23 protein-coding genes are annotated in these 21,075 nt (G+C 65.2%); 7 read left to right on the top strand and 16 right to left on the bottom strand.

Annotation, left to right across the window (positions count from 1 at the left end):
* Positions 1-53: 53 nt before the first annotated feature.
* The gene (locus ACIBG0_RS19405; RefSeq protein WP_397034195.1) at positions 54-797 is read right to left on the bottom strand and encodes a TetR family transcriptional regulator; all 744 of its coding nucleotides are present in this window, start codon (positions 795-797) and stop codon (positions 54-56) included.
* A gap of 94 nt (positions 798-891) precedes the next feature.
* On the opposite strand from ACIBG0_RS19405, the gene ACIBG0_RS19400 reads away from it, so the two are divergent.
* Complete coding sequence (locus tag ACIBG0_RS19400) at positions 892-2,103, top strand: FAD-dependent monooxygenase (protein WP_397034193.1); 1,212 nt, start codon at positions 892-894, stop codon at positions 2,101-2,103.
* 20 nt (positions 2,104-2,123) lie between these two features.
* Here ACIBG0_RS19400 and ACIBG0_RS19395 read toward each other — a convergent pair whose 3' ends face one another.
* Entirely contained in the window at positions 2,124-2,975 is an 852-nt protein-coding gene (locus ACIBG0_RS19395) for an alpha/beta fold hydrolase (protein WP_397034192.1), read from the bottom strand.
* A gap of 172 nt (positions 2,976-3,147) precedes the next feature.
* Here ACIBG0_RS19395 and ACIBG0_RS19390 point away from each other — a divergent pair, with 172 nt between their 5' ends.
* A complete protein-coding gene (locus tag ACIBG0_RS19390) occupies positions 3,148-3,543 on the top strand; it encodes a hypothetical protein (protein ID WP_397034190.1) in 396 nt (131 codons plus the stop codon).
* 27 nt (positions 3,544-3,570) lie between these two features.
* Here the strand turns inward: ACIBG0_RS19390 and ACIBG0_RS19385 are convergent, their stop codons facing one another.
* Complete coding sequence (locus tag ACIBG0_RS19385; RefSeq protein WP_062987240.1) at positions 3,571-3,762, bottom strand: hypothetical protein; 192 nt, start codon at positions 3,760-3,762, stop codon at positions 3,571-3,573.
* A gap of 81 nt (positions 3,763-3,843) precedes the next feature.
* Positions 3,844-4,668, bottom strand: a complete 825-nt coding sequence (locus tag ACIBG0_RS19380; RefSeq protein WP_397034188.1) for a class I SAM-dependent methyltransferase — start codon at positions 4,666-4,668, stop codon at positions 3,844-3,846.
* 168 nt (positions 4,669-4,836) lie between these two features.
* On the opposite strand from ACIBG0_RS19380, the gene ACIBG0_RS19375 reads away from it, so the two are divergent.
* The 3 genes from ACIBG0_RS19375 (at position 4,837) to ald (ending at position 7,975) form a co-directional block, all read left to right on the top strand.
* The gene (locus ACIBG0_RS19375; protein ID WP_397034186.1) at positions 4,837-5,574 is read left to right on the top strand and encodes a PP2C family protein-serine/threonine phosphatase; all 738 of its coding nucleotides are present in this window, start codon (positions 4,837-4,839) and stop codon (positions 5,572-5,574) included.
* Between the two features lie 53 nt (positions 5,575-5,627).
* The gene (locus ACIBG0_RS19370) at positions 5,628-6,605 is read left to right on the top strand and encodes a zinc-binding alcohol dehydrogenase family protein (RefSeq protein ID WP_397034184.1); all 978 of its coding nucleotides are present in this window, start codon (positions 5,628-5,630) and stop codon (positions 6,603-6,605) included.
* Between the two features lie 260 nt (positions 6,606-6,865).
* Positions 6,866-7,975: an alanine dehydrogenase gene (gene ald, locus ACIBG0_RS19365; protein WP_397034182.1), complete on the top strand. Its 1,110-nt coding sequence runs from the start codon at positions 6,866-6,868 to the stop codon at positions 7,973-7,975.
* Here ald and ACIBG0_RS19360 read toward each other — a convergent pair.
* Positions 7,972-8,475 carry an Lrp/AsnC family transcriptional regulator gene (locus tag ACIBG0_RS19360; protein WP_397034631.1) on the bottom strand — a complete coding sequence of 168 codons (504 nt, stop codon included), beginning with the start codon at positions 8,473-8,475 and terminating at the stop codon, positions 7,972-7,974. The two genes, ald and ACIBG0_RS19360, sit on opposite strands and share 4 nt — an antisense overlap.
* Before the next feature lie 240 nt (positions 8,476-8,715).
* Between ACIBG0_RS19360 and ACIBG0_RS19355 the strand changes: the two genes are divergently transcribed.
* A complete protein-coding gene (locus ACIBG0_RS19355; protein ID WP_397034181.1) occupies positions 8,716-9,636 on the top strand; it encodes an EamA family transporter in 921 nt (306 codons plus the stop codon).
* A 209-nt stretch (positions 9,637-9,845) separates the two neighbouring features.
* Here the strand turns inward: ACIBG0_RS19355 and ACIBG0_RS19350 are convergent, their stop codons facing one another.
* The 7 genes from ACIBG0_RS19350 to ACIBG0_RS19320 all read right to left on the bottom strand — a co-directional run bounded on the left by ACIBG0_RS19350 (position 9,846) and on the right by ACIBG0_RS19320 (position 16,131).
* Complete coding sequence (locus ACIBG0_RS19350; protein WP_397034179.1) at positions 9,846-10,415, bottom strand: DJ-1/PfpI family protein; 570 nt, start codon at positions 10,413-10,415, stop codon at positions 9,846-9,848.
* A 60-nt stretch (positions 10,416-10,475) separates the two neighbouring features.
* The gene (locus tag ACIBG0_RS19345) at positions 10,476-11,864 is read right to left on the bottom strand and encodes an amidase (RefSeq protein ID WP_397034178.1); all 1,389 of its coding nucleotides are present in this window, start codon (positions 11,862-11,864) and stop codon (positions 10,476-10,478) included.
* 169 nt (positions 11,865-12,033) lie between these two features.
* The gene (gene rbsD, locus ACIBG0_RS19340; RefSeq protein ID WP_397034176.1) at positions 12,034-12,423 is read right to left on the bottom strand and encodes a D-ribose pyranase; all 390 of its coding nucleotides are present in this window, start codon (positions 12,421-12,423) and stop codon (positions 12,034-12,036) included.
* A gap of 26 nt (positions 12,424-12,449) precedes the next feature.
* Entirely contained in the window at positions 12,450-13,394 is a 945-nt protein-coding gene (locus tag ACIBG0_RS19335) for a ribokinase (protein ID WP_397034174.1), read from the bottom strand.
* Positions 13,391-14,161 carry an ATP-binding cassette domain-containing protein gene (locus ACIBG0_RS19330; protein WP_397034172.1) on the bottom strand — a complete coding sequence of 257 codons (771 nt, stop codon included), beginning with the start codon at positions 14,159-14,161 and terminating at the stop codon, positions 13,391-13,393. The genes ACIBG0_RS19335 and ACIBG0_RS19330 overlap by 4 nt, the downstream gene beginning before the upstream one ends.
* Positions 14,162-14,170: 9 nt before the next feature.
* A complete protein-coding gene (locus ACIBG0_RS19325; protein ID WP_397034170.1) occupies positions 14,171-15,139 on the bottom strand; it encodes an ABC transporter permease in 969 nt (322 codons plus the stop codon).
* Positions 15,136-16,131, bottom strand: coding sequence for a substrate-binding domain-containing protein (locus ACIBG0_RS19320; protein ID WP_397034168.1), 996 nt, complete (start codon positions 16,129-16,131; stop codon positions 15,136-15,138). The genes ACIBG0_RS19325 and ACIBG0_RS19320 overlap by 4 nt, the downstream gene beginning before the upstream one ends.
* A gap of 165 nt (positions 16,132-16,296) precedes the next feature.
* Between ACIBG0_RS19320 and ACIBG0_RS19315 the strand changes: the two genes are divergently transcribed.
* Positions 16,297-17,301, top strand: a complete 1,005-nt coding sequence (locus ACIBG0_RS19315; RefSeq protein ID WP_397034166.1) for a LacI family DNA-binding transcriptional regulator — start codon at positions 16,297-16,299, stop codon at positions 17,299-17,301.
* Between the two features lie 2 nt (positions 17,302-17,303).
* On the opposite strand, the gene ACIBG0_RS19310 is transcribed toward ACIBG0_RS19315, so the two are convergent.
* The 4 genes from ACIBG0_RS19310 to ACIBG0_RS19295 are packed head-to-tail and all read right to left on the bottom strand — an operon-like array spanning position 17,304 to position 21,054.
* Complete coding sequence (locus ACIBG0_RS19310; RefSeq protein WP_397034164.1) at positions 17,304-17,975, bottom strand: 4-carboxy-4-hydroxy-2-oxoadipate aldolase/oxaloacetate decarboxylase; 672 nt, start codon at positions 17,973-17,975, stop codon at positions 17,304-17,306.
* Positions 17,976-18,004: 29 nt separating this feature from the next.
* Positions 18,005-19,213 (bottom strand): aspartate transaminase, encoded by a 1,209-nt coding sequence (locus ACIBG0_RS19305; protein ID WP_397034163.1) that lies wholly within the window; start codon positions 19,211-19,213, stop codon positions 18,005-18,007.
* A 30-nt stretch (positions 19,214-19,243) separates the two neighbouring features.
* Positions 19,244-20,284, bottom strand: coding sequence for an L-idonate 5-dehydrogenase (locus ACIBG0_RS19300; RefSeq protein ID WP_397034161.1), 1,041 nt, complete (start codon positions 20,282-20,284; stop codon positions 19,244-19,246).
* A gap of 14 nt (positions 20,285-20,298) precedes the next feature.
* A complete protein-coding gene (locus tag ACIBG0_RS19295) occupies positions 20,299-21,054 on the bottom strand; it encodes an SDR family oxidoreductase (RefSeq protein WP_397034159.1) in 756 nt (251 codons plus the stop codon).
* Positions 21,055-21,075 lie beyond the last annotated feature (21 nt).

Here is a 21,075-nt window from a genome sequence, read left to right as displayed (position 1 = left end):
TGTCGACGTGCTCGCGGAGCAGAATACCTCGAACCCGGCGTCTCGAAAATATCTCATAATTCGCTCGTCTTGCTCAAGTGCCGGTAGAGCGTGGCACGCGAGACATCGAACTCGGCGGCGATCTCGTCGATCGGACGGCCGGAATCTCGCATATCGCGGGCGGATTCGATCATGTCCGAGGTCATTGCGCCGGGGCGGCCACGGCGGTTCGGGCGGGTCGGCGGAACCTCGGCGGCGGGTATGTGGACAGGGGCGCCAGCGGCGGAATCGCCGAGTAATCGCCGTGCGCCATCCAGAATCGCCGTGCGCAACTCGTCGGCGGGCCGGTCGGCGAAGATGACTACCGGATCACTCAGTGCCGCATAGACCTGCGCGGCCCGCACGCGGATGGTGAAATCGGCATGCGGCCCGGCGATCAGTTCCTGTGCCGAGAGCGCGATGGTCCGCAATCGCGCGAAGGTGGCCTCGTCGGCGGATAATGCCTGGTCCTGCATCTGCATCCGCAACAACTGACCGTGTGAAAGCCACACCTCCAGCAGCCCTGCCACCACCGCCCAGCGGCGCGCCTGGGCGTCCCGCCCGCGTGTCGCGGCCTCGAGCACTTCTTCACTGTCGACCAGCAGCGGCTCGACGAGTGCGGCGACGATCTCGCTTTTGCTCGGGAAGTGATAAAGCACAGCGGTTTTCGTCAGCCCGACCCGTTCGGCAATCTCGCGCACGGAAACCGTGTGGTATCCGCGCTCGGCGAACAGGTCGAGCGCGGCCCGCAGGATGCGGGCACGTGAATCGTCGGCCATGGTGACCGATGCTACCGCTTGACTGACCGTTGGTCAGCGACATACAGTGGCCATACTGACCAGCGGTCAGACATTTCGAGACAGGGAGTAGGCAATGCGGATTCTGATCTCAGGTGCGAGCATCGCCGGACAGACATTGGCGTATTGGCTGGCACGGCACGGCTTCCAGCCGACCGTCGTCGAGCGCGCGGCAGCACTGCGCATCGGTGGCCAAGGGGTGGACGTGCGGGATCAAGCGATCTCGGTCGCCGAGCGCATGGGCATCATGGCGCAGATCCGGTCGGCGGCCGCCGATGTCGCCGGTATGCGGTTCGTGAACGCCACCGGCGATCCCATCGCCGAGGTGGATATGCAGAAAATCAAGGACAAATACGGTAGCGCCGAGGTGGAGATCATGCGCGGCGATCTGGTCCGGATCCTGCACGATCGCAACGTCGACGTGGAATACCTGTTCGGCGAGTCGATTCGGGCCCTCGATGAGGACGAGGACGGCGTCACCGTCACGTTCGAGCACGCCTCCCAACGGCGGTTCGACCTCGTCATCGGCGCGGACGGCCTGCACTCCACCGTGCGACGCTTGGCCTTCGGGCCCGAATCGAATTTCGTCCGTCACCTGGACCACTACTTCGCCTTCGGCAACGCCGATGCCACGCTCGGACCCGACCGCTGGGTCAGCGTCTACAACACGCCAGGCACGATGGCGGGTATCTACCGTTCCGGCAAGCACGCACAGGCCAAGGCGTACTTCATGTTCCGCAGCCCACTGCTCGACCTCGATCCGCGGGATACCGCCGCCGCCCGCGCCTTGCTGACCGAGCGGTTCGGCACCGAATCCGCATGGCATGTGGCACAACTGCTCGACGGCGCACTCGCCGATCCGGACTTGTATTTCGACTCCCTCGGGCAGGTCCAGATGGCTAGCTGGTCGACCGGCCGCATCGCCCTCGTCGGTGACGCCGCCTATTGCGCCTCGCCCGCCTCCGGAGCCGGTGCCGAACTCGCCCTCGTCGGCGCATACCGGCTGGCGGGCGCACTCGCCGCCGCGAACGGCGAGCACCGCACCGGTTTCCACCGTTACGAGCAGAGTCACCGCGCACTGGTCGAGCGCAAACAGCAGATCGGACCGAACCTGCGGCTGATGGTGCCGAAAACCCGCTCGGGCATGGCAATTCGGAATACCCTCACGCGGCTGCCCGTGCTGGAGTCCATGGCAGGTCTGGCACGGATCATGGCGCCGAAGACAAACGAGTCCTTGCCCGAATATCCCGAGATTCCGGTCACTGCCAAGGCGTGCCGTCCGGCGTAGGGTCTATCCGGATCGCTGACTCAGCGGCGTAGGAATTCGAGGGTGGCGCGTTCGAAGGCCGCCTTGGCTTCGATCATGACCCAGTGCCCGCTGTTCGGGAATACGTGCAGTTCCGCATTGGGGATCTGCCGCATCGGCACCAGCGCCATATCCGGCGGACTGACGCGGTCATCCAGACCCCAGGTTAGCAGGGTCGGGCACTGCACCTTGTGCAGCATCGACCAGTAGGGCGGCGTATTCGAATTCGCCAGGAATTTCTGCTGCATGGCCCAGGCGGCCGAACCGTACATCATGGCGGCGGTTTTCTGGGTATCCGGATGTTGCGCGGCCGCCCAGCGTTCCTCGATGATCTCATCGGTGATCACCGCGGGGTCGTAGACCATGGCACGCAACCAGCGCAGCAACTTGTCCCGATCGGGTTTGTCGGCGAACTCCTGCAGCAGCCGAATCCCTTCGCTCGGACTGGAACTGAAGATATTCGGGCCGATCCCGCCGATGGTGACCAGCTTGCGCACCCGCGACGGATGCTGGATCGCCAGATTCGCCCCGACGACGCCACCCAGCGAATTGCCGACCATGGCCGCGGATTCGATGCCGAGCCCGTCCATGAATCGCAGCACCGCCGCGCCCGCGGTCAGCACGGGATGTCCGTCCACCGGATCACTGACGCCGAAACCGGGAAATTCGAGGAGGTAGCAGTGGAAGTGCTCGGCGAAGACCGCGAGATTGCCGCGATAGTTGCGCCACCCGTTGACGCCGATTCCGGAGCCGTGCAGCAGTAACAGCGGCGGCCCGTCGCCCGCCTCGTGATAGCGCAGCACGCCCTGATCGGTGGCGAGCTCGCGTTTCGTGCCTTCGTATGTCACGTCCATACCCGACACGTTAGAACACGTTCTAACTTGGATCGGGTCCGACCGGGGATATCGACCCGTAAACCGAACCGCCGGGTACATAATTGCGAAAACGCTGGGCGATTCAGGACGCAGCGCTCGGCGGACTATCTATGATCTCCGCAACTCGGCACCCCACGACGAGGACCGAATTATGAGCTACCGAACGATCATGACCGCGACCGTGCTCGGTACCGCGATCGCCGCGGCGTGCACAGCGCCGACGGCGAATGCCGCGGTGACCAGGGTTGGGGTGATGCCGGATTCGAACTACGGTCTGGCGACCAACTACGGCACCGACTGTCCGGCCACTGCGGAGGCCTATGTCGACAATGCGACGGAACTCGTCTCCTTCTACGACAACGGCGTCCTATTCGGAGTGGTCCGCCCGCTGGGCGGCATCGCCTTGGTGACCTGGATTCCGAAGACAACGGGTCCGCACACACTCAGCGCCGTGCAGGCCCCCGACGTCACGCCCATCGGAACGGTGGATGTTCGAGTCGGCACCGGCGTACACGTCAGCTTCGCTTGCGTCGTCTTCGGCAGCTGATCCGAGCGGGCCCCGTGACGGGGGCTCTCACAGCACCCCGATGGCCTTGAGTAGTAGCAGGGTCAGACCGGCCGTACCCGCGAAGGCAACGCCGCCGTCGCGGATCACGATGCCCGCGGGCGAGCCGCTGACCTTGGAGAGGATTCCGGAAATCACCGCGACGATGATGCCGACGAGCACGGCGACGACAACGAACAAGACCTGAACGGTAGTGGACACTCGACGCTCCCTCGATGTGGATCGTCGCAGTGTAAAGAGTTCGATGGCTATCGCGTAGCAAAGTTGCGGGAGTCGTTGCTGCTAGGCCGGTTTGGTCGCCGCCAATCCGTACAGCAATGGGAGGATGGGATCCGGTGGCGGGAGCCGGAACCAACCGTTATCGGTGCGGATCATCCGCGACCAGCGCGGCCACGGCAGCATCTCGGTTTCGGTGAGATCGGTGATGCGCAGCCCCGCGCCGATCAGGGCGTTGATCACCTCGCCGAGCCCGTGGCGCCATTCGTAGACTGTGGTGTCGCTGGCCAGTGCCGGACCGTCGGTGTAAGTGTGGTCGCTGTCGCGACGCTGAGGCCCGCGCCCTTCGAGGTAATCATCATGCAGGACAAGCGAATCCGGATCGACGCCAGCGGAAGGCGTGGGGCCGAGGGAATGCAGCAGCGGGTGGAATTCAACGATGTATACCAGGCCGCCCGGGCGCAGTAGTTCGGCGAGTACCGACGCCCAGCGCGGCAGGTCGGGCAGATAGCAGAGCGCGCCCTTGCCGGTGTAAACGATATCGAATTTCCTGTGTCGCAACGCCTTCGGAGCATCGTAGACATCGGCACACACATATTCGACGGCATCGGCGGCGAGCTCTCGGGCGTGCCGGATCGAGGCAGGGGAGAAGTCGAGACCGACCGCGGTCGCCCCGCGTTCGGCGAATTCGATTGTCTCCGTCCCCAGATGGCACTGTAGGTGCAGCACATCGCGGTCGCGCACGTCACCGAGGGCATCCCATTCGAAGGGCGCGAACCAATACGCCGAATCGCGATTGCGATAGAACTCGCTGGCCGCGTGAATCGGGGCACGAGCATCCCAGTTACCGCGGTTCGCCAGCAGCGGATCGAGGCCGTCGACGCTTTCCACCGAGCCATCGTATTCGGGAAACCGGGCTCCCACGGCGGGTGCGCGCAGGATTCACAGCGTTCCCTTGGGTAATTTTGGCACGGTACTTGGAAAACCGAGGTTCACTGGAGTTACAGAGTTGTGCGGATCGGCAGCGTAGGGGCAGGTCCAGCCCAAGGAGGTCAGACCTTGCAGACAACCGCTTCGATCGCCATCGTCCGCCCCGAGCCGGTAAGGCTCGGCATCACGCCCGGTGTGGTGAGCGCGCGTGGGCGGCGTTCACTCAATGCGGACGCCTTCGCCACCTATACCGACCCGGCCGTCGGCCGCACCGCATTCGTCGTCGCCGACGGTGTGGGCGACAGCCTGCCCGCGGCCAGGGCAGCGCGGACCGCGGCATCGGTCGCCGCGCGGGTCGGTGCGGGCAATGGCGCGCTGGCCGGGGTGGTCGCGGCCCAGCAGGAGTTGCTGCGGGAATTCCCGGAGGAGCAGGCCGACAGTGTGCTGGTGATCGCCGTGCTACCCGCCGCTGATCAGCCCGACGGCCCCTGCGATATCGCCTGGGTCGGCGACTGTCGCGCCTACCGTTGGAACGGCCGGGTACTGCATCAGATCACCACCGACCACACCGTCGCCGAGTTCATGCGTGCCAGGGGCGTGCGCCCGGCGAGCCGCATGGACCACCTGGTCACCACCTCCACCCGCACCGCCGGTCCGGATGTCATCGGTCGCGCCGCCACCGGATCGAGCCGGGGCCGACTGCTGTTGAGCACCGACGGCGTACACAAGCGGCTCGATATGGTCGCGATCAAGTCGATACTGGTCGCGGGTCGAACCCCGGCTCTAACCGCGGAAACCTTGGTGGACAACGCACTACAGGCCGGTAGCACCGATAATGCGACGGCACTCGTGGTGGACTGCCGCTGAACCCATTTCCTGCTAGAACTATCCGGTCGGTGTTTCTAGTGGAGTGTGGGGTTATGCGGGCGATTCAGATCAGTGAGCTGGGCGGACCCGAGGTGTTGCGGGAGGTGGAACTCGATGCGCCGACGCCGGGTCCCGGTGAAATCGCGATCGACGTCGAATATGTCGGGGTGAACTTCGCCGATCTGCAGGCTCGTTCGGTCGGGTATCGGGTCCGGGATCTGCCGTTCGTGCCGGGGCTCGAGCTTTCGGGGCGGGTGCGCTCGATGGGCGCCGATGTCGACGGGTTCACGGTCGGCCAGCCGGTGGCCGCGATCACCGAGGGCGGCGCTTACGCCGAGGTTGCGGTGGTGACCGCCGCGACGGTGTTCGCGGTGCCCAATGGTGTCGATTTGCGAACGGCCGCAACCCTTCCCACGGTCCTGCCCACTGCGTATGCGCTGATCAATACCGTTGGCAGAGTGCAGCCAGGGGAGATCGTGCTGGTGCAGGCAGCGGCGGGCGGCGTTGGCACCGTGGTCGGGCAGGTCGCCAAATTGGCGGGCGCGGGTGCGGTATATGGCGTGGTCTCCAGCGAAGCCAAGGCGGACTACGCACGCAAGCTCGGCTACGACGATGCCTTTCTGGCCGAGAGCTTCGAGACCGATATCCGGGAGGCGACCGGTGGACGCGGTGTCGATGTAGTGCTCGACCCGGTCGGTGGGCAGACCTTGCGGCGCGGTCTCGAATCGCTCGCACTGTTCGGGCGGCTGATCTCCTACGGCAATGCCAGTGGTGAGCCGGGCTGGCAGATCGGCCAGCCCGAGCTCTACCCGAGGGGCCTGTCGATCTCCGGATTCTCGATCCTCGGGCTCACCGCCGATGCGCCGCAGGTATTGCGGGAGATCGCCGATCGCGCGTTCCGGTTGGTCACCACGGGGCAAGTCGAGCTGCCGATCACCGCGGAGTTCCCGCTGTCCGAGGTCGCCGAGGCGCATCGGTTGATGGCGAGTCGTACCTCGACCGGCAAGCTGGTGCTCGCGGTCAACGGCTGAGATCGGGCCCGGTCGCTCGCCGAGCGACCGGGCGGCACGAGCCGGAATCCCCCGCTACCAACAGTCCAGGGGTCTCCGAATATCTTTCGAACCGATAGTCGCAGAGACCTTCGAGGATGAATATCAGGACGCCATATTGTTGAATTAGAGAACTATCTTCATCAATATGGACCTGACCTTGAATGATCTTCATACTTACCCCGAGGTGATCGAACGATCACATGTTGCCAATCCCATCGGATCGACGTACAGGAGTGTTGATGAAGATCGGAATTCCCCGCGAGGTCAAAAACCACGAGTACCGGGTCGCATGGACACCCGCAGGGGTGCACGAGCTGGTGTCACGCGGGCACGAGGTGTATATCGAAGCCGGTGCCGGTCAGGGGTCCGCGTTCGAGGATATGGCGTACGCGGCCGTCGGGGCGCGGGTGCTGGATACCCCGGATGAGGTCTGGGGTACCGCGGAAATGGTGCTCAAGGTGAAAGAGCCGGTGGCCGAGGAGTATTCGCGCATGCGCGCGGGGCAGTTGCTGTTCACCTACCTGCATCTGGCGGCCTCCAAGGACTGCACCGACGCGCTGCTGAACTCCGGGATCACCTCGATCGCCTATGAGACCGTCACCGGTAAGGACGGATCGCTGCCGCTGCTCGCGCCGATGAGCGAGGTCGCGGGACGGCTCGCGCCCCAGGCCGGCGCATATCACCTGATGCGCAGCGGCGGTGGCCGCGGCGTGCTGATGGGCGGTGTGCCGGGTGCGCGTCCGGCCAAGGTAGTAGTGCTGGGCGGCGGTGTTTCCGGGAGCAATGCGATCGCCGTCGCGGTCGGTATGCACGCGGACGTAACGGTGCTGGATCTGAACATCGCGCGCCTGCGTGCGCTGGACGAGCAGTATCACGGTCAGGTGCGCACCATCATCTCCAACAGCTTCGAGGTGGAGAGTCTGGTCCGGGAGGCGGATCTGGTGATCGGCGCGGTGCTGGTACCCGGCGCGAAGGCGCCGACGCTGGTGTCCAATGATCTTGTCGCACAGATGAAGCCGGGTTCGGTGCTGGTCGATATCGCCATCGATCAGGGCGGCTGCTTCGCGGATTCGCGCCCGACTACCCATGCTGAGCCGACCTACCGGGTGCACAATTCGGTCTTCTACTGCGTCGCCAATATGCCCGGTGCGGTGCCGTACACCTCGACTGTCGCACTCACCAATGCCACACTGCCGTATGCGATTTCGCTCGCAGAGCACGGCTGGCGCGATGCGGTCGCCGCGGATCCGGGCCTGGCCGCCGGTCTGAGCACGCACCGCGGGCACCTGCTGTCCGAATCCGTTGCGGCCGCACACAATTATGCCGCAGAGACGCTAGCAGCCGCCTAAGCCATCGGGCTGGTTCGCGGGCGCACATGCTCGAAGATGAGGATCGTCTCGGTGGAGGCGACCGCGGGATGTGCGCTCAAATGTTGCAGTACGAAGACCCGAAGTCCCTCGGTGTCGGCGGTGGCGACATGGATCAGATAGTCGTCGGCGCCAGCGATGAAATACACGTTCAGCACTTCGTCGAGTTCGGCCAGTTGCTCTCCGAACTCGGCGAGGTGCGGACGTGCATTGCCATGCACCCGAACCGCGATCATGGCCTGCAGATTCCGGCCGAGCGCGGCCGGATCGATATCGGCGTGGAATCCGCGAATCACGCCGCGCTCCACCAGTGACCGCACCCGCCCCAGACATGTCGACGGCGCGATCCCCGCGACATCGGCGAGGGCGCTATTGGTCATGCGCCCGTCCCGTGCGAGCTGATCGAGCAGTATCCGGTCGATGTCATCCAATTGCACCGCCGGACCGGGTGTGGTCCGCACGGCACCGATCGGCGGTCCGATCGGCGAATCAATCTTCCTCACCGGGCCAACTGTATCGAAGATCATTCGATACAGGGCCGGTCATCGCGTTAGGATCGTCGCGTGGATATCTACTGGCATGCCGTTACGCCGCCGCCGTGCGCCTGATCGGGCGCACCTGCTGAATTCCTGATTCGCGGTCCGGGCTGTTCGTCGAGGGCAGTCTTGGGGTGATGTCGTGCGCCCGTTTCGAATCCCTGTCGAATTCGATGACGGAAGTGCATGGCCTTGTCTGATATCAAAGATGTTGTCGCGGTTGGTGGTTCGCGTGCCGGGGCGTTCAGTGGCCCGGTTCCCATCCTGACCGCGGCGGTGCTGTGGGGGACCACGGGAACCATGAGTTCATTGGCTCCCGCGGGTGCGTCCGCTGCGGCGATCGGATCTGCCGGGTTGGTGCTCGGTGGGCTGTTGTTGTTCTTGTCCACTGGTGCGCGGTTGCGGTGTACGCGCGGTGAACGGTGGTTGGTTGTGGTCGGGGCGTTGGCGGTGGCGGGGTATCCGGTGACCTTCTATCCGGCCGTGGCGCGGACTGGCGTGGCTGTCGCCACGGTGATCGCGCTCGGTAGCGCGCCGGTTTTCGCCGGGCTGCTGGCCTGGGTTTCCGGACAGGGTAGGCCGAACCAGCGGTGGGTCGGTGCCACCGTGGCGGCGGTAATCGGCTGTGCGGTCCTCGTGCTCGGACCCGAAGTGACGGGCGGGACCGCACCGGTCGATCTGCTCGGCATTGTGCTGGCCGCATTCGGTGGACTCACCTACGCCGTCTATTCGCTGATCGGCGGCAGACTCATCGCGCACGGTCATTCGTCGAATGCGGTGATGGGTACGATGTTCGGTGTTGCCGGATTGCTGGTGCTGCCGGTTGTACTGGGCACCAACACATCCTGGCTGCACACTGGTCGCGGCATCGCGGTGGCGCTGCATCTTGCGGTATTCACCACCTTCGTCGCCTACCGCCTGTTCGGTTACGGCCTGCGGCACACGACTGTGCAGGTGGCGACGACATTGACGCTCGCCGAGCCTGCCGTGGCAACGGTGCTCGGTGCGGTTGTCGTCGGTGAGCGGTTGCCGATCATGTCATGGGGCGGGTTGGCCGTGCTGGCACTCGGTCTCGCATTTCTGACACTCGGCGCGCGCGAGCGCTGATGGCTGGTGCGCGACGCCGCCACGCGACCGATTCGCTTGGGCCCGTGGCGGGTTCAGCGGCGTCGCGCACTTTGCCGGAGGAGTGGGAATTGCCGGTTCGGGGCACACGGTTGAACCAGGCGGCGATGAAGGGCAGGCCCGCTTCGGCGGTGGTGGTCCAGGTTACCTGCGTGCCGCCGTCGACCTCGGTGAGCGCGGGACGCGAGACCTTACTGACCCGGTGCAGGCGCTTTGGCGCGCAACACCTCCAAGAAAGCGCGCATCCACTGTGGATGGTCTGGCCAGGCGCGACCGGTGACGATATTGCCGTCGACATGGGCCGGACTGTCTTCCCATTGTGCGCCAACCGCGTTCAGATCCGGTGCCAACGCCGGATAGGCGCTCGACGAACGACCGTTCAGCGCGCCGACGGCAAGCAGGATCAACGGACCATGGCACAGTGCCGCGATCGGCTTGTCCTCATCGACGAAATGTTTGACGACCCGGCGGCACTCCGCATCGCCGCGCAGGTACTCCGGCGCCCGTCCGCCGGGCAGTACCAATGCCGCGTAGCGACTCGGATCGACATCGGCCAGCGCGATATCGGCAGGCCAGGTGTGTCCGGGTTTCTCGGTATAGGTATCGAAACCGTCGACGAAATCGTGCACCACGAACTGCAGCTGCTTGGCGGTCGGGGCGGCCACTCGGACCTCATACCCCTCCTCGAGCAGCCGCTGGTAGGGGTACATGACCTCCAAATCTTCGGCCGCGTCTCCGGTGATCAGCAACACGCTTGTCACGGCACATCACCTCCGGGGTGAATTTTATCGACAATGCCAGCGGAGACAGGGACTTTCGGGCTAAGCGGGGCGGGGATGCGGGCGGATTCGTTCGAGTTGGGCGGCGACGGACAGGATGGTGGTCTCACCATTCGACGGTCCGACCAGTTGGACCGCCAGTGGGAGTCCATCGCTGGCCATGCCCGCGGGTAGTGATGCGGCGGGATGTCCGGTCACATTCCAGAATCCGGTGAAGGCGACCATGGGGACCGAGGCGATTTGTGCGCGGACGGTATTCGCGTTGTCGAGGACACCGACCCGCGGCGGGCGGTGCGCGATGGTGGGGGTCAGCAACAGATCGCACTTATCGAAGATGCGATCGGCCTTGCGGGCCAGGGCGTCACCGCGGCGCATGGCCCATTCGACGACCGGTCGACGTGCCCAGGAAGCGAGCGCCAGGGTTTGGCGAGTACGGCGTTCGAGCCGTTCCGGGTGGTCGATCAGCGGGATTTCGGCGCGCACGCCCCCATAGAACTGCGGATAGAAGGCGACCGTGAAATCGGGATACTCCGGATCGATCTCGAATACCGTATGGCCCAGTTGGGCAAGGAGTTCGGCGGTGTCGTGCACCGCGCGCACATGTTCGGGCACCGCTCTCGCGAGCATCGTCTGCGATTTCGTGCTGTAGCCGATGCGCAGGCTCTCCGGGGTGCGCCGCGCGGCATCCTCGAACGACAGCATCGGATCGGGGGCCTGGAAACGGTCGGCCGGTGTGGCTCCGCAGATGACGTCGTAGATGATCGCCGAATCCAGCACGCTTCGGGTGAGCGGGCCGAGGACGCCCAACGCCCACCACAGATGTTCGTTCGGTGCGGTCGGCACCCGTCCACGCTGGGTTTTCAGGCCGAAGAGTCCGCAGCAGGCGGCGGGAATCCGAATCGAGCCGCCGCCGTCACCGCCGAGCGCGGCCGGTACCAGCCCCGCCGCGACCGCCGTGGCGGAGCCGCCGCTGGAGCCGCCGGTCGAGCGGGTGAGATCCCATGGATTGCGGGTCAAACCGTAGGTAGTGGATTCGGTGTATGGCCACTGCCCGAACTCGGGCATGGTGGTCTTACCGACAATGACCGCGCCCGCTGCCCGCAGCCGTCGCACCACCTCGGCGTCGGCGACCGCCGGGGTGAGATTGGCGCGGGTGCCGAATGTAGTCGGGACGCCAACCACGTCGATCTCGTCCTTCACCGCGATCGGGATACCGTGCAGCGGTCCGCGCTCCCCGACGTCCTGCTGATCCCGCTCGATGGCTTCGATGACGGCCTGTTCGTGCAGTACCCGAGTGAAGGCATTCAGTTCACCCGCCTGATCGATCCCGTCGAGCGTCGCCTCGGTCAGCTCACGGGCCGTCAGCACCCCTTGCTCCAGCAGCTGCCGCTGCTCCCACACACCCGCGGATACGACCTCGCGAAGATCCATCTCCACCGCTCCTCCCGACCCACATGTCAGCGAGTTGCGAGCCGTCGCAAAGTATCGTGACCTGCGGAATCAGTCCTCGATCCGAGCACCGGTCAACTGACCATTCCCGCAATCGATACGGGCCGCGCGTGCGCTGGGTTCAAATTCTGAGATAACAATATTTCCCACGCTACAACCAGGGCACCCCGGCCCGCAGCAACACATTGGCATACGGGCGGGCCTCACCGGTGCGCACCACGAACCGGCACGCCCCGATGCGCTGTTTGAAGTCGTCGTGGTCGATCAACTCCGCGTTCAGGCGGCCGTTGAGCAGTGCCGCGGCCTCCGGATTCTGCTCAGCGACATCACGGCTGCCCCAGGCCGCTTCGACGGTGACCTCCTCGAGGATCAGCTCGAGCACGGGCTCGAACCTGGGAAATCCGTAGCTGATGCCCAGGTCGATGACCGGCACGCCGACAGGTGTCGGCAGACCGGAGTCGCTGACGGCGAAGAGGTCGGTATGGCGCAGCGCCGTGAGCGCGGCGAGTAATTCGGCGTGAATGAGTCCGCTGGTGCGCACAGTGCGATTCTTTCTCGAAGAGGGCTTCAGACGAGCGGCCGGGCTGTGGGGATGGCCGCGAGCGCCGTGACGATCTGGTCCCCGGTGGGGTAGGAGGCGTGAGTTCCCGGTGTTTGGACGGCGAGCGCACCGGCCGCGGTGGCATAGGCCACGGCGCCGCCGAGCGGCATACCATCGGCGAGTGCGGTGGCCAGCGCGCCGACGAAGGCGTCGCCCGCACCGGTGGAGTCCACCGAATTCACCTGTGGCGCAGCCTGATACCCACCCACGACCGGCGCGGGCACATCGCAGCGGTGCGCCCACACCGACCCGGCGGCACCCAAGGTGGCGACGACGGACTCCACACCGCGCGAGCACAGCGAATGGGCCAGGTGGAATGCCTGCTCGGGGGTCCGCGCGGTGGCTCCCGTCAGTGCCGACAGCTCGGATTCGTTGACGATCAGCGGATGGCACCGGCGCAACAGCTCATCCGGCAGCGCCGTCGCCGGAGCGGCATTGAGGACGAAACGGCGCGCCCGCCGCGCGGCCCATTCGACCACGTTCGGCGGCACTTCCAACTGTGCGACAACGACTTCGGCCGAGCGCAGCAGATCGGCCTCGGCCATGGTGTCGAGTTCGGATTCGGGTTCCCAGCGGAAGTTGGCGCCGGGGTCGACCACGATCTGGTTCTCGCCATCGGCGACGGTAATATAGGCCGTGCCGGTTCGCGCATCCCGCACCTCACGCAGCGCGCTGAGCTCGACGCCGTACTCGCGCAACGATTTTCGCAGTCCAGGATCGGCATCACGCCCGATTCGGGCGATGAATTCGACTCGGCCGCCCGCTCGTGCCGCCGCGACCGCCTGATTGGAACCCTTGCCGCCCAGGTTGGTTCGCGAGCGCAGTGCCAGCACGGTTTCGCCGGGCCGCGGCAGCTGTTGCACCTCACAGACGATGTCCTGGTTGACCGAGCCGAGGACGACAACCGTCACGACTCGGCTCCGTTCGCGGTGAGCTCCAGATTGCCGGGTGCGGCACCGGTGATCAATGCGACCAGCCGGTCGCCGTTCACTTCGTTGATCCGATGCGCCGCCACGGATCTGCCACGCCGCAGCACCACGACGTTGTCACAGATCCGCATGACCTGAGCCAGATCGTGGCTGATGATCAATACGGTGATCCCGCGCTCGCGCAGGCCGCGTACCAACTTCTCGACCGCGGCGGTCTCACGCACGCCGAGTGCGGCGGTCGGCTCGTCCATGATCACCATGGATTTACCCCAGGCCACCGCGCGGGCGATGGCGATGCTCTGGCGTTGACCGCCGCTCATTCGGCGCACAGTGGTGCGCACCGAGGGCACATCGACATCCAGATCGCGCAGGATCTCACCGCTGCGGGCGATCATCGCCCTGCGGTTGACGATGCCGAGCGGATACACCAACTCCCGATTGAGAAAGAGGTTCTGCCATACGGCCAGATCGTCGATGAGGGCGAGATCTTGATACACGGTCTCGATGCCCATCTTGCGCGCATCCTCCGGTGAGCGCAGGCGCACCGGTTCGCCCTTGAACAGGATCTGCCCGGTATCCGGTGCCTGCACGCCGGTCAGGCAGCGCACCAATGTCGACTTACCCGCACCGTTGTCGCCGACCAGCGCGGTGACTTCGCCCTCGGGAATCGTCAGCGAGACCCCGGCCAGCGCCCGCACCGAGTCGAAGGACTTGGTGAGCTCGCGCGCCTCCAGCAATGGAATCGTCATGTTTTCGGCCTACTTTCGGAACCGGGCGATCCCGGCGGCCAGCAGCAGCACCGCGCCGACGGCGACCGGCTGGTAGTACTGCGAAATGCCGAGAATGGTGAACCCGTTGATCAGCGAGGTGAACAGCACCGCACCGCAGACGGTGCCGAGCACCGACGCCTTGCCGCCGGACAGTGACGAACCACCCAGCACCACCGCGGCGATCGAGCTCAGCAGGTAGGTGGTCTGCAGTGACGGATCCGCGCCGCCGTTGCGGGCGACCAGCATGACACCGGCGATGCCGCACAGCAATCCGGACATGGCGTAGGCGAACAGCCGGATCCGGTTCACGGAAATACCGGTGTCGCGCGCGGCCTCGAGTCGTCCGCCGGTGGCGAGCAGATGGGTGCCGATCCGGGTGCGGAAGATAATGCCCGCCACGACCAGTGCGGCCAGCAGTGCCAGCAGCCAGAACCAGCGCACCGGTCCGATGCCGTCGAGTGCGAGCCGCTGCAGGAAGCGGGAACTCACGGCCTCGGTATTGCCGTGCGTCAGCAGCAGGGTGATGCCGTTGAGCACGCTCAGCATGCCGAGCGTGACGACGAAATCGGTCATATGCAGTCGGCCGACCAGCACACCGTTGACGATGCCGACCACCAGTCCGGCCAGGATCGCCGCCCCGATGGCCACCGCCATCGGGTAGCCGTGGCTGGCCAGATACCCGAGAACGGCTGCCGCCCATGGCAAGTTGGCGCCGACCGACAGATCGATACCACCGACGGTGATCGCGAATTGCTGGCCGAGCGCGAGCACGGTGAGGATGGTCGAGGCGACCAGTAGATCGCCGATATTGTCCGCCGTCAGGAAGTTCGGGGTGGCGATGAAGAACGCCACCCACAGCACGACCAGTGCGAGCGGTGCCGCGAATTCGGCGACCTTGGCGAGGATCTCCGTGCGCCCCTCACGCGCGCGGAGCTCTTCGGTTGCCTCCGCGGTCACTTGTTCAACAGCCCTTCCACCGGGTTGTCGAAGGCGACGATCGGACGCGGGAACGCCGCGATCTGCTGCTCGACATTGTCCTTGCCGATGAAGGCGATGGGGGAGACCACGCGCTCGGGCAGCTTCTTGCCCTGATGCTCGGCCAGGCAGCTCTGCACCGCGAGTTGACCTTCGGCATACGGGTATTGGGTCACCGTGCCGGTCAGGGTGCCCGCCTTGACGGCGTCCAGCGCAGCTTGGATGCCATCGACGGAGATCACCTTGATCTGACCGGTCCGGCCCGCGTTCTTGATCGCCTGCGCGGCGCCGAGGCCCATGGTGTCGTTGGCGGCGAAGATGCCGGTGATATCCGGATGTGCCTTCAGGATCGCCTCGGTGACCTGCAGGCCCTTGTCCTGTTCGTAGTCGGCGGGCGCCTTCTGGACGACCTCCAGCTTGCCCGCCACGGCATCGGTGAAGCCCTGGTCGCGGTTGATACCGTTCTGTTCGCCCGCGATGCCCTGCAGAATGGCAACCTTGCCGGTGCCGCCCAGCGCCTCGAGCATCTTCTGCCCGGCGATACGGCCCGCGTCGAGATTGTCCGAACCGATGAAGCTCGCATACGACACCCCGGCCTGCGCGGAGGCCTTCGCATCGATCTGGGTGTCGAGGTCGAGAATCGGAATGTTCTTGCGCGCCACCGGTGTCAGCGGAGTGATCACATTCGTGGCGTTGACCGGCACCACGCCGAAGCAGTCGTAGCCCTGTGCCGCCAGGGTGGAGATCTGGGCGTTCTCACCGTCGGCGTCGGTCTCGGACTGCCCGGCCTGCACCGTGACCTTCACCCCGAGCTTCTGTCCCTCCGCGAGGGCACCGTCGCGCAATGCCGCCCAATAGGGGTTGGTGAAGTTCCGGGTGACGATCGCGATCTTGAAATCGCCGTCGCTCCCGTCCTGTCCGCCGCGACCGCAGGCAGCGGCGGCAAGTGCGCCGATGAGGACAAGCGGCGCCATTGCACGCCTGAATCGAGCATTCATCGTGAGTTCGACCTATCCATCTCAGGTATCAACTCGTGTTGATCAACGCGAGTTGATGAGTAGTGTGTGACCCGAGTCACCGGCTGTCAAGTACTTGTGCGCAGTGCTTGGATAGACGGTCGGAGCAAGGAGAGATTTCCGATGGCAGTCACACGAGCCGACGTGGCGCGGCTGGCGGGTACATCACCGGCGCTGGTGAGCTATGTGCTCAATGGCGGACCGCGGCAGGTCGCGCCCGCGACCAGGGTACGGATCGAGGCGGCCATCGCCGAACTCGGCTACCGGCCCAATATGTCCGCACGCAGCCTGCGCATGAACCGCGGACATGCGCTGGGTATGGTGATTCCGGACGGGGCCAACCCGTTCTTCGCCGAATTGTCCGCCGTGATCGAGGCGGCCGCCTTCGCGCGGGGGTATCCGCTGTTCGTCGGCAATGCCGCGGGTGACGCGGAACGCGAACGCGCCTATGTGCGCACCTTCATCGATCGCAGAGTCGAAGGGCTGCTTGCGATTTCATCGTCCTGGGAGACGGGCATCGCTGACGCGTGCGAGGAGGCGGGCATGGTGCTGGTGGCGCTGGACCGCGTCATCGATCCGGCGCGTTGCGCGCACGTCATGTGCGATTCGGTCGCGGGCGCGGAGCAGGCCGTCGCCCATCTCATCGAACACGGCCACCGCGAAATCGCCTGCCTGAGCGGCCCACATGTGTCGACTGCCGAGGACCGCGTACAGGGCTACCGAAATGCCTTGGCCGCCGCCGGACTTGCCGAAGGACGCATCGTGCGAACCGATTTCGGCGGTGCGGCGGGCTATCACGCACTGGCCGACCTCATGGCCGACTCGCCCCGCCCCACAGCAATTTTCGTGACGAGCGATCTGCAGGCGATGGGTATGCTCCGTGCCGCCTACGATGCCGGGCTGCGCGTCCCCGACGACCTAGCGGTAGTCGCCTTCGACGGCATCGAATACTCCCGCTACACCCGCCCGGGCCTGACAACCATGGTCCAGCCCACCCGCCTCATGGGAGAAACCGCAATTGACCTACTACTACAACAACTCGACGACCAAACCCCCCGCCCCGGAGTCCTGAACCTCGAAGCAGTACTCCACCCCCGAGGCTCCTGCGGCTGCCCCGACGAGTTCTGAGGTTACTGGTCGACGGTGAGGCCTTTGGCCTCCAGGATCGCGGCCAGGTTCGAGACCTGAATGGGAGTCTCACCCGTTTTGTAGCGTTCGATGTAGGTCGCCTCGGCGGAGTCGCGCTCGCGGGAGGCGGCGATCACGGATCGGACTTCTTCGCGTCGGACGACGACGACGCCGTCGCAGTCGCCTTTGATTACATCGCCGGGGTAGATGACCTGGCCGCCGAACACGAGGGGCTGATTGATCGGGCCGAGGGTTTCCTTGACGGTGCCCTCGATGCAGACATGCTTCGCGAAGACCGGGAATCCGAGTTCGCGGATTTCTCGGGTATCGCGTACGCCGCCGTCGGTGACGAGGGCGGAAATGCCGCGGGCGGCACACGCATTGGCGAGGACGTCGCCGAATTGCCCGGCGGGCTGGTCGCCGGATGCTACGACGAGCACGTCGCCGGGTTGGGCGTAGCTGATCGCGACCTGCAGCATGATGTTGTCGCGGGGGTGGCAGATGACGGTGAACGCGGATCCGCAGAACGACATGTCGCGGTCGATGGGTTTGATGCCCGAGTCGAGCGCGCCCTTGCGGCCCTGGGCCTCGTGGATGGTGGCCGCTGAGAATGTGCCGAGTTCGGCGATGAGTGCGTGGTCGGCGCGGTCGATCTTGGTGGTGACGTGAACCATGGTTTCTCCGTGATCGGGTCGGACTGTGGTCAGCTCAGTGCCGCAATGGCTTTCGCGATTTCGACGGCGGCGGTGCGCAGCACGTCCGCTGAGGTGGCGAAGGAGATGCGCAGGTATGACGGTGCGCCGTAGGCGGAGCCCTGAATCGTTGCGACCGAGGCGGTCTCGAGCAGATACAGCACGACGTCTTGGTCGTCGTGCAGCACTCGTCCGTCCGGTGTCCGCTTGCCGAGGATTCCGGCACATCCGATGAACAGGTAGAAGGCGCCCTGCGGCCGCACCGGTGCGAGTCCGTCCACGTCGGCGAGCAGGTCGAACATGAGGTCGCGGCGCGCGCGGTAGCGCACGATCGACTCGGCGACGAAGCTCTGGTCACCGGAAATCGCCGCGGCCGCGGCCGCCTGGCTGATCGAGGACGGGCAGGACGAGCTCTGCGACTGCAGTTTGTTGATCGCCGCTATGAGCTGTGGGTGCCCGACTCCGTACCCGAGTCGCCAGCCGGTCATCGCATAGGACTTGGAAACTCCGTTGACGACGAAGATCTGATCGCGTAGTTGCGGCGCCACGGACAGCAGGCTCGGGGTGCGCTGACCGGTGAAGACGATCTCGTCGTAGATCTCGTCGCACAAGATATTCACGTGCGGGTGCCGCTCCAGCACGGCGGCAAGTGCCGCGAGTTCCTCCGTGTTGTACACCGCGCCGGTCGGGTTGGACGGTCCGTTGAGGATCACCCATTTCGTGGCAGGCGTGATCGCCGCGGCCAATCCCGCTGCGGTGAGCAGGAATCGGTCCGATTCGGGGCAGTCCACGACAATGGGCGTGCCACCGTGGAGTGAGACCATATCCGGATAGGACACCCAGTACGGCGACGGCACGATGACCTGATCGCCTTCTTCAACCGTCGCCATCAGCGCCATGAAGATGACCTGCTTGGCTCCGCCGCCGACGGTGATCTCGTTGTCGCCGACTGTGCTTCCGGTCCGGTCGAGTATCCGCGCCGCGATTGCTTGACGCAGCTCCGGAATACCGTTCACCGCCGTGTATTTGGTGAGCCCGGAGTCCATGGCTGTGATCGCTGCGACTTTCACATGATCGGGGGTGTCGAAATCTGGTTCGCCGACGGTCAGGTCGAGGATCACCCGACCCGACTCGCGCAGAGTGCGAACCCGTTGTGCCGCAGCGGAACTCGGCGATTCTCGAATCCGCTCGACCCGGGTGGCGAGGGCGACTGGAGACATGCTTTCCTCCTGGGAAGGTCGACATAGGGATCAGAAAGCCAGCAGCACTTTGGCGGAGGCCGCGGCATCCTTGGCGACGGCGAAGGCCGCCAGGGCATCTCGAACGGGGAACTCGTGGCTGATGACCGGCTCGACGACCAGGCTCCCATCGGCGAGTGCGTCGAGCACCGCGTCGATCTCGTCGTTGAACCGGAACGATCCGACGACCTCGAGCTCACGAGTGATGACCAGCGACAGCGGCGCGGGCTCGAGTCCGGTGGGCAGTAGCCCGAGCAGGACCACCCGGCCACCTCGGGTGGCGCCGCGAATGGCGGATTCGAGTCCGAAGCGGTTGCCGGAGCATTCGATGACGATGTCGGCGTCCACCGCGGCGATCGTGTCGGTGTCGTCGGCCTTCAACATTGTGGTCGCGCCGAGTTCGCGAGCAATAGCCAGTGGATAATCGTGGATGTCGACTGCCGTGATCGCGGCGGCACCGGCGCGGCGCAGCACCGATACCACCAGCGCGCCGATCGGACCGCAACCGATCACCAGCGCGTTCTTTCCCGTGACGTCCCCGGCACGCGAAACGGCATGCCAGGCAACCGAAGCCGGTTCCGCTACGGCGGCCGTTCGCAGCGGAAGACCATCGGGCAGCGGTCGGAGCATCCGGGACGGCAGCACCGCATAACGCGTGAATGCTCCGTGTGTATGAGGGAATTGGGCCGCACTGCCGAGATAGGTGCACCCGGGTGACAGGTTGGGACGATCGGTGGGATAGCGCGGGCTGTTGCCGCCCGGTGTCGCCGGATGTACCGCTACCCGGGTACCCGTTCCGGGCCCGCCACCGTCTGCGGCCTGCTGGACCACCGTGCCGACCACCTCGTGTCCGAGCAGCATCGGTGCCTTCAGGATCGATTCGCCTGCGGCTCCATGGGTCCAGTAGTGCAGGTCGGATCCGCAGATGCCTCCGTATGCGATTTCCACGACCGTATCGGACGGTCGCGGCGGTGTAAGCGCAATGGCTTCGACACGAAGATCGCCCGCGGTATGTGCCACGACTCCCAATGTGCGAGAAGGCAATTCGGTCATCGGTAGCGGCGACCTCAATCCTGCCGCCGGACGAATTCGAGCCCACCGGGCACCTGGAAGGTCGGCGTGATCTCGATCAGGCCCAGATTCACATGCCGCGGCGCGTCGATCGCGAACTCGATGGTGTCGGCGATGTCTTTCGTCGTAACGGATTCGTAGCCTTCGTAATAGGTCTCCCAGGCCGCCCGCATCGCCTCGGGTGTGCCGCCGAGATTGCGTCCGAAAATTTCGGTCTCCACCCGGCCGGGGCAGATCTCGGTAACCCGGACACGCTTGCCGATGACATCGTTGCGGAGCTGGCGCGAGATCTGGTGGATCGCGGCCTTTGTCGCGTGATAGGCCGTGTGGCCGTAGAAGTTGTAGAGACCCGCGATGGAGCTGATATTGACAACATGACCGAGGTCTCGTTCGGCCATGCCCGGCATCAGCAGCCGACACAGATGTAGCACGGCACGGAGATTGACATCGACCATGGCATCGACCGATTCCGGTGCTGCGTCGAGGATATTGCCGGTGGCCGATACCCCGGCGTTGTTGACCAGGATATCGATTTCGAGCTGGCCGACCGCATTGGTGAGTGCGGCGGTATCGGTGACATCGACAGCGAGCGGGATCATCCCAGTCCGGGCGGCCACCTCGTCGAGACGTGCGGCGTCGCGTGCGACGCCGTACACGGTGAGGCCACGCTTGGCGAGCGTCTCGGTGATCGCGGCTCCCATCCCGGTATTGGCTCCGGTGACGAGGGCGGTTCGGTAGTCGTCGAAGGGCATGACACTCCTTGTCTCGGGTGA

This window comes from Nocardia sp. NPDC050630 (genome assembly GCF_044457245.1).
GTDB lineage: Bacteria > Actinomycetota > Actinomycetes > Mycobacteriales > Mycobacteriaceae > Nocardia.
This window is presented reverse-complemented; position numbering and strand designations above follow the sequence as displayed.

Excerpts from the sequence above, each read along its gene's own strand:
- ACIBG0_RS19405 (WP_397034195.1), bottom strand. The coding sequence starts at position 797 with ATGGCCGACGATTCACGTGCCCGCATCCTGCGGGCCGCGCTCGACCTG.
- ACIBG0_RS19400 (WP_397034193.1), top strand. The coding sequence starts at position 892 with ATGCGGATTCTGATCTCAGGTGCGAGCATCGCCGGACAGACATTGGCG.
- ACIBG0_RS19395 (WP_397034192.1), bottom strand. The coding sequence starts at position 2,975 with ATGGACGTGACATACGAAGGCACGAAACGCGAGCTCGCCACCGATCAG.
- ACIBG0_RS19390 (WP_397034190.1), top strand. The coding sequence starts at position 3,148 with ATGAGCTACCGAACGATCATGACCGCGACCGTGCTCGGTACCGCGATC.
- ACIBG0_RS19370 (WP_397034184.1), top strand. The coding sequence starts at position 5,628 with ATGCGGGCGATTCAGATCAGTGAGCTGGGCGGACCCGAGGTGTTGCGG.
- ald (WP_397034182.1), top strand. The coding sequence starts at position 6,866 with ATGAAGATCGGAATTCCCCGCGAGGTCAAAAACCACGAGTACCGGGTC.
- ACIBG0_RS19355 (WP_397034181.1), top strand. The coding sequence starts at position 8,716 with ATGGCCTTGTCTGATATCAAAGATGTTGTCGCGGTTGGTGGTTCGCGT.
- ACIBG0_RS19345 (WP_397034178.1), bottom strand. The coding sequence starts at position 11,864 with ATGGATCTTCGCGAGGTCGTATCCGCGGGTGTGTGGGAGCAGCGGCAG.
- ACIBG0_RS19330 (WP_397034172.1), bottom strand. The coding sequence starts at position 14,161 with ATGACGATTCCATTGCTGGAGGCGCGCGAGCTCACCAAGTCCTTCGAC.
- ACIBG0_RS19320 (WP_397034168.1), bottom strand. The coding sequence starts at position 16,131 with ATGGCGCCGCTTGTCCTCATCGGCGCACTTGCCGCCGCTGCCTGCGGT.
- ACIBG0_RS19315 (WP_397034166.1), top strand. The coding sequence starts at position 16,297 with ATGGCAGTCACACGAGCCGACGTGGCGCGGCTGGCGGGTACATCACCG.
- ACIBG0_RS19310 (WP_397034164.1), bottom strand. The coding sequence starts at position 17,975 with ATGGTTCACGTCACCACCAAGATCGACCGCGCCGACCACGCACTCATC.
- ACIBG0_RS19305 (WP_397034163.1), bottom strand. The coding sequence starts at position 19,213 with ATGTCTCCAGTCGCCCTCGCCACCCGGGTCGAGCGGATTCGAGAATCG.
- ACIBG0_RS19300 (WP_397034161.1), bottom strand. The coding sequence starts at position 20,284 with ATGACCGAATTGCCTTCTCGCACATTGGGAGTCGTGGCACATACCGCG.
- ACIBG0_RS19295 (WP_397034159.1), bottom strand. The coding sequence starts at position 21,054 with ATGCCCTTCGACGACTACCGAACCGCCCTCGTCACCGGAGCCAATACC.